The 1,216-nt window shown below is 69.0% G+C and carries 2 pseudogenes; one reads left to right on the top strand and one right to left on the bottom strand.

From position 1 onward, the window contains the following. A pseudogene (locus ACIP98_RS42525) lies at positions 1 to 172 on the top strand (transposase); the annotation flags it as partial. 105 nt (positions 173 to 277) lie between these two features. Here the strand turns inward: ACIP98_RS42525 and ACIP98_RS42520 are convergent. Then, positions 278 to 1,216, bottom strand: a pseudogene (locus ACIP98_RS42520) (IS701 family transposase); the annotation flags it as partial.

Here is a 1,216-nt window from a genome sequence, read left to right as displayed (position 1 = left end):
CAGGACGGGGGTGCCGTGGCGAGACCTGCCGGAGCGCTTCGGGCCGTGGGAGACGGTCTACAAGCGGCATCGTCGCTGGTCGGCGGACGGTACGTCGGAGATGTTGCTGGCGCGGGTGCAGGCGGCCGAGAACGCCGAGGGCAGGATCGACTGGGAGGTGTCGGTGGACTCCGCTTAGTAGGACTCCGTTAGGTCGGTCTTGATCTTGGTGTTGGTGTTGTGTGCGTCCTCCTGCGGAGGGGCTGCTGACACGTGGTGCAGATGCCGGTCCAGCACCTCAGGACGTCCTGGAGGGTGTGGAGGAGGTGGTAGAGGGTGAGGCCGGCGCAGGCGCTTTTGGGGACAGGCGTTGTTCGGTGAGGAAGGCGTGTGCGGCGGTCACGAGGGTGACGTGGTGGTGCCAGCCTGGCCAGGACCGGCCTTCGAAGTGGTCCAGGCCCGGGCCGTGTTTGAGTTCGCGGTAGTCGTGTTCGATGCGCCAGCGGATCTTGGCAAGTCGGACCAGGTCGGCGATCGGGGTGTCGGCCGGCAGGTTGGACAGCCAGTAATCGGTGGGCGCCTCGGCATCAGCGGGCCATTCGATCAGGAGCCAGCAGTCGGGCAGGACGCCGTCCCACCAGCCTTGTTCTGCCGAGGCGGCGGCTCGGATCGGGCGTTCGACCGCTTTGCCGGCGGGCCGGACACGTATCGCTGCGAAGCGGGAGTGCAGTTTTCCCCGGGAGCCTTGCCGCCAGGTCAGGGAGGTGAATGCCTTCTGTCCCAGGTCGGCGGCCAGGGTGGCCACTGGGGGGTGCTGGGTGCCGGTAGCGGGGCTGGGGCCAGCAGCCGACGTCCCCACGGCGGTCCGGGGCCTCGGGCTGGGTGTCGAAGGCGTGGGCGGTCACGTTCGCCCGGACGGCCAGGACGTAGGCGATGTGCCGTTCGGCCAGGGCCGCCCGCAGATGCGCGTTGGTCCCGTAAGCGGCATCAGCCACGATGACGGGCGGTGTCATGCCCCAGGCCGCGAGGGTGTCGAGCATGTCCAGGCCAGGCGCCACTTCTCGCGGTGACTAACCTCGGCCGGGATACGGGTGCTGGCTCGACGATCGACGTCGCCCGCCCACTCCTGGGGGATGAACAGACGCCATTGCAGCGGGCAGGAAGCGGTGTCGCTGGCAGCGTGCACGCTGACCGCGACCTGGCAGTTGGCCCGCTTGCCCAGCGAGCCGCAGTACTG

It is taken from the genome of Streptomyces sp. NPDC088354 (assembly GCF_044753585.1).
In the GTDB taxonomy this organism is placed as follows: domain Bacteria; phylum Actinomycetota; class Actinomycetes; order Streptomycetales; family Streptomycetaceae; genus Actinacidiphila.
This window is presented reverse-complemented; position numbering and strand designations above follow the sequence as displayed.